The 5,750-nt window shown below is 64.4% G+C and carries 4 protein-coding genes and 1 rRNA gene; 1 reads left to right on the top strand and 4 read right to left on the bottom strand.

Features of this window, described 5'->3' with window-relative positions:
• Positions 1-93: ribosomal RNA gene (rrf, locus tag BIS11_RS09590) — 5S ribosomal RNA — on the top strand; the annotation flags it as partial.
• Between the two features lie 113 nt (positions 94-206).
• Here rrf and guaD read toward each other — a convergent pair.
• The 4 genes from guaD to BIS11_RS09570 all read right to left on the bottom strand — a co-directional run.
• A complete protein-coding gene (guaD, locus tag BIS11_RS09585) occupies positions 207-1,526 on the bottom strand; it encodes a guanine deaminase (protein WP_253423146.1) in 1,320 nt (439 codons plus the stop codon).
• A complete protein-coding gene (gene xdhC, locus BIS11_RS09580; RefSeq protein WP_253585976.1) occupies positions 1,523-2,380 on the bottom strand; it encodes a xanthine dehydrogenase accessory protein XdhC in 858 nt (285 codons plus the stop codon). The genes guaD and xdhC overlap by 4 nt, the downstream gene beginning before the upstream one ends.
• 14 nt (positions 2,381-2,394) lie before the next feature.
• Positions 2,395-4,818, bottom strand: a complete 2,424-nt coding sequence (gene xdhB, locus BIS11_RS09575) for a xanthine dehydrogenase molybdopterin binding subunit (RefSeq protein WP_253423153.1) — start codon at positions 4,816-4,818, stop codon at positions 2,395-2,397.
• A partial coding sequence (locus BIS11_RS09570; RefSeq protein ID WP_253585975.1) for an FAD binding domain-containing protein occupies positions 4,802-5,750 on the bottom strand: 949 nt, incomplete at its 5' end. The genes BIS11_RS09570 and xdhB, both read right to left, overlap by 17 nt.

The raw sequence follows: 5,750 nt of genomic DNA, 5'->3' as shown, positions 1-5,750 counted from the left end.
ACCACCCGATCCCATGCCGAACTCGGAAGTGAAACCGCAACGCGCCGATGGTAGTGTGGGGCCTCCCCATGCGAGAGTAGGTCATCGTCAGGCACCTATCTGAAAAATCCCCCGTCTCTGTGAGGCGGGGGATTTTTTTATGCCTGGAATTATTTATCTATGCTCGAAAGCAGGAGAGCTGCCGCAGGTTGCGGCAGCGCTGATGCTTAGCGGTCGTCTCGGCGATGTTGGCACTCGCCGTTGGCCCACGTCTCGAAAATGGCGCGGTCGTCGGCCAGGATCATCAGGGCAAAAAGCTTTTCACCAAGCGTGGTACACCTTTCGATACGCCGAGCCAGAAGCGGCGTGGCGCATGGGTCGATGACGATGAAATCCGCTTCCATGCAGGGCTTGAGCTGGCCGATGGCATGATCGAGCGATAGTGTGCGGGCATTGCCGTGAGTCAATGCGTAGAACCCTTGCCACGCCGTGAGTGGCTGCTGGCAAAGCTGGCCCACCTGGTAAGCGCTTTTCAGCGTGCCGAAGCCGCTCAGGTCGGTACCTGCACCGATGTCACTGGCATAAGTGAAGGCCATGCCTGCGCGGTAAGCCGCTTCACGGTCGAACAGGCCGCTGCCGAGGAAGAGGTTCGAACTCGGGCAGAAGGCGATATGAGCCCCATTGGCGGCCAGGCGCTTGCGCATGCTGTCGTCGAGATGCACGCCGTGGGCAAAAGTGCTTTTCGGCCCGACCAGGCCCGCCTTTTCGTATACAGCCAGATAATCGCGGCTACCTGGAAAGAGCTCGGCCACCCATTTCAACTCACCCTCGTTTTCGGCAAGATGCGTCTGCAGCCAGAGACTCTCATCGTTTCTAAGCAGCGCGCCGGCCGCATCCATCTGCGCGGCGGTGGAGGTCGGGGCGAAACGCGGTGTGACGCTGTAGCCCAGCCGATCACACCCATGCCAATCGGCGATCAGCCGTTCGGTGTCGGCCACGCCGTGAGCACCGTCTAAAAGGGCGTCCGGGGCGTTGCGATCCATCATCACCTTGCCGGCCAGCATACGCAGCCCGCGCGCCCGGCTTTCGGAGAAAAACGCATCGATGGACCCCGGGTGGCTCGAGCCGAACACCTGGGCGGTGGTGGTGCCCGCCCGCAGCATTTCGTCGAGAAACGCCTGGGAAAGCGACTGTGCATGTTCGGCGTCTTGAAAACGACACTCTTCCGGAAAGGTGTACTCGTTGAGCCAATCCAGTAGCTGACGTCCGTAAGAGGCCATGATGTCGAGCTGCACGTAGTGGACGTGGCTGTCGATGAAGCCTGGCATGATGAGCTTGCCGCGATAGTCGCGTACATCGGCCCCCGCGGGCAGTATGGCGCGCAGGTGCTCGTACTGACCGACGGCATGGATATGACCGCCCTTGAGCCAGAGAAGCCCATCCTCGTGGTGCTCGATGCTGCCCGGAGCAGGGCGATCATTGTGGCCGGGGTCCGCAGCGAAGCTGAGAAGCTCCCCGCGAATGAAGACGTCTGCGTGATTCGTCATGGTAGGTCGAACTCTTGAAAATCGTCGAAAAGCGGTTTCAACGCGGCACTCTCGAGTCCGCGATGGTCGTCGATGGAAGCGGGCGCATCGGTCAGTGTCAGCAGCTCGGCCACGGTACATAGCCCGATGGCATAAGGCGTCTTGTCCTGAAGCTTGCCTTGACCAAGGGTGCCGATAGGGCAACGCATGCGCCGAAGGGCGGCTTCGCTTTTACCGGTGCGCTGCAGGCGGCGCTTGAAGCTGCTCCACTTGCTCTGGGAGCCGATCAGGCCGACCGAACCCAGGTCATCGCGTTCGCAGAGCGCGTCAACGAGCGCGTAATCCTCGTCATGGCTATGGGTGAGGACGAGAACATGGCAGCCGGAAGGTAGTGAACGAACGGCTGCGGCAGGGTCGTTCAGGCGATGGGTAGCAAGTCTTGGCGCGGGCTCGACCGACGCGAAGCTCTCCGGGCGGCTGTCGAACCAGTGCCGGTGCCAAGGCAGGGGATGGCTCAAAGCCACGATCGCCTGCCCGACATGGCCGGCGCCGAACACCGCCAAGTGGGTACGCGCACCGGGAAATACTTCCAGCATCACGTTGACGAAGCCGCCGCAACACTGGCCGCTGCGCCCGCCAAGTGAAAAGGCCTCCAGGTGGAAGCCGGCGTTGCCTTCGGCCAGATGGCGGCGCGCCGTGTCGATGGTTTGCCACTCGAAGGTGCCGCCTCCCAGGGTATCGATGACAGAGCTCGGGGTGATCACCATGCGCGCGCCGGGCTCGCGCGGCGTCGAGCCCAGGGCGCTGACCTGGGTCGCCAGTACGTGGGGCAGGCCGTTTTGCTGGCAGTGATGCAGCGCGGCGTGCCAGGTCACAAACGGGGTCTCGTTCACAGCGCCTTGGTCCTCAATGCCTGGGCTGCCAGCATGACCCGCTCCGGCGTCGCCGGCGCATCCAGCGACGGCGACGTCCGGTAGTCATCGAGGCTCGCCAGCGCGTCGCGCAGCGCCGACCAGACGCTGATACCCAGCATGAAGGGCGGCTCGCCCACCGCCTTGGAGCGATACAGGCTCGCCATGGAGTTGGGGTGCCCCTCCATCAGCGCGACGTTGAAAATCGGCGGCGTGTCGCCGAAGGTCGGAATCTTGTAGGTAGCGGCGCTGTTGCTCACCAGTACGCCGCGTTCGTCCCACTTGAGCTCCTCGCTGGTCAGCCAGCCCATCGCCTGGATGAAGCCCCCTTCGATCTGGCCGATGTCGATGGCCGGGTTGAGCGAATCCCCCACGTCGTGGAGGATATCGACGCGATCCAGCCGGTATTCTCCGGTCAGGGTATCCACGGTGACTTCCGACACCGCCGCACCGAAGGCGTAGTAGTAGAAGGGCCGACCCTGGCCAGTCGCGCGGTCGTAGTGGATCAGCGGCGTGGCGTAGAAGCCTTTTTCGGAAAGCGAGATCCGGTTCAGGTAGGCGGTCTGGACGAGCTCCCCCCAGGGCAGGCGGTATTCGCTTTCGCCCAGGCCCGCCACCAATATGCCATCTTCGAGGCGCATGCCTTCGCGCTCGAGCCCGCCTTCGAAGTGGCCAGCGGCGAAATCGAACAAGCGCTCGCGCAGCCTGATCGCCGCGTCACGCGCCGCCATGCCGTTCAGATCGGCTCCGCTCGAGGCGGCCGTGGGCGAGGTGTTGGGCACCTTGTCGGTACGCGTGGCGCTGATACGCACGTCTTCTAGATCGAGCCCCAGCTCGCGCGCCACGACCTGGCAGATCTTGGTGTGCAGCCCCTGGCCCATTTCCGTGCCGCCGTGATTGATCATCACGCTGCCATCGGTATAGACGTGAAGCAGTGCCCCCGCCTGGTTCAAGTGCTGGGCGGTGAAGGAGATGCCGAACTTCACCGGCGTCAGCGCCAAGCCTTTTCTGAGGATGGGACTGTGGGCGTTGTAGCGCTGAATCTCGTCGCGGCGCGCCCAGTAGTCGCTATCGCGTTCGAGGGTATCGATCAAGGTGTGCAGCAGGGCGGTCTGATCCACCTTCTGCCCGTAGTGGGTGGTATCGAAGCCGGGGCGGTAGAGGTTGCGCTTGCGCACCGTCAGCGGGTCCTCGCCGATGCGCCGGGCGATATCGTCCATCGCCGCCTCGATGATCATCATGCCCTGCGGGCCGCCAAAGCCGCGAAAAGCAGTGTTCGAGGCGGTATGGGTGCGGGCTCGGTGGCCTGTCACTCGGGCCGCGTTCAGACAATACGCGTTGTCGGCATGGAACATCGCTCGGTCGACGATGGCATCCGACAGATCCGGCGAATAACCGCAGTCGCCGATCAGCGTGATCTCGCCACCCTGGATGACGCCTTCGCCATCGATGGCCAGCCGGTAGCGGTTGTGAAACGGGTGGCGCTTGCCGGTCACGCGCATGTCAACGCTGCGCGGCAGGCGAAGGCGCGCGGCGCGTCCCGTGCGCCGCGCGACGATGGCGGCAATGCATGCCCAGGGCGAGGCCTGGGTCTCCTTGCCGCCGAAGCCGCCGCCCATCCGGCGAACCTCCACGGTCACGCTGTGAAAGGGAATACCCAGCACCTCGGCGACCAGTTTCTGGGTTTCGCTCGGATGCTGGTTGGAGGTGTAGACGACGACGCCTTCGTCCTCGGTGGGCAGCACCAGGCAGGCCTGGCCCTCCAGATAAAGGTGCTCCTGCCCGCCGACGAACAGCGCCCCCTCGATCACGTTCGATGCCTCCTCGAGGCACTGTTGCCAGTCGCCACGCTCCTGGACGTGGCTGGGGCGCACTCGCTCGTCGTGCTCGATGGCGGCGACCGGATCCAGGCGTGCAGGAAGCTCGTCGATATCGATCTCGGCAAGCTCCACCGCCTGGCGCGCTGCCGTGTAGGAAGTCGCAGCCACCGCAAACAGGCACTGTCCGGCGTAGCTGATCGCCTCGTCCACAAAGATCGGGTCTCCCGGAAAGACCGGACCGATATCGGTATGGCCGGGCACGTCGGTAAAGGTGATGACATCGACGACCCCCGGGGCACGTCGCACGGCTTCGAGATCCAGGCGCGCAAGGCGCCCGTGAGCGACCGGCGAAAGCCCCAGCGCAAGATGCAGCGCATCCGCCGGCGCCTGGAGATCATCGATGTAGGCGGCCTTGCCGGTCACATGCTTGCGCGCACTTTCGTGATGGCTCGAGGCGCCGGCCTGGCGGCGACCATCGCTATCGACGGTATGGCGCGCCAGAGGTCCGTCGCCGGTGATCTGGCGATCAAGCTCGCGCCGGGCGTGGCGGCTTTCGGCATCGAGTCTAGTGAGCGTACGCATGGAGCATCACCTCCTGGTCCGGGGTCGTGAGCGTGACGTACAGGCGTTCGAGCAGGTTGGCCGCCGCCAGCTCGCGATACGCACGACCGCCACGCACATCATCCATTGGCTGGAAATCCGCCGAAAGCGCCTGCTGGGCTGCCTGAAAGCTCGCTTTCGAAAGCGGCTGGCCTTCGAGCGCGGCTTCGGCCGCGGCGGCGCGCCTGGGCGTGGCTGCCATGCCGCCAAAGCCGAGACGCACCTGCGCGAGCACGCCGTTCTCGAGCGTGTAGTGAAAGGCGCCCAGTACCGCCGAGATATCGTCCTCGCGGCGCTTGGAGAGTTTCCAGACACGCAGCGACGCATGCTCTTCGAGCGCGGGTAGAAAGATGCGGCTGATGATCTCGTCGCGCGCGAGTGCAGTCTTGCGATAATCGAGGAAGAAGTGCTCCAGCGCCATGGTGCGCGTGGCGTCGGGGCCGGCCAGTTCCACCCAGGCATCCAGTGCCAGCAGCACCGGCGGTGTATCGCCGATGGGCGAGGCGTTGGCGATATTGCCGCCCAGGGTTCCCCGGTTACGGATCTGGCGTGAGCCCAGTCGCGTCAGCAGGTGTGCAAAGCCGGGATAATGGCGCTGGAGTAAGGGTTCGAGCGCGGTGTAGGTCACCGCGCTGCCGACCCAGAAGCCTTGGCGAGATTGAAAATGCGCCGGCTCCACGCGTTGCAGGTCGGTCACGCGAGTGACATCGATGAGCTGCTCGAGGGGGCGAAGCTGCTGGGTGGTCTCGAGCCAGAGATCCGTCGCGCCGGCGACGAGCCTGGCATCGGGATGACGCGAGCGCAGGGCGATCAGCTCGTCGAGGGTGGTCGGGCGGGCATAGAAAGGCAGCGCCGGGTCAAATGCTTGCGGCTCGTCGAGCGCGGCGGGTTCGAGCGAAGTCTCGAACCAGGGC

It is taken from the genome of Halomonas sp. 707D4 (assembly GCF_024158685.1).
Taxonomy (GTDB): domain Bacteria; phylum Pseudomonadota; class Gammaproteobacteria; order Pseudomonadales; family Halomonadaceae; genus Vreelandella.
This window is presented reverse-complemented; position numbering and strand designations above follow the sequence as displayed.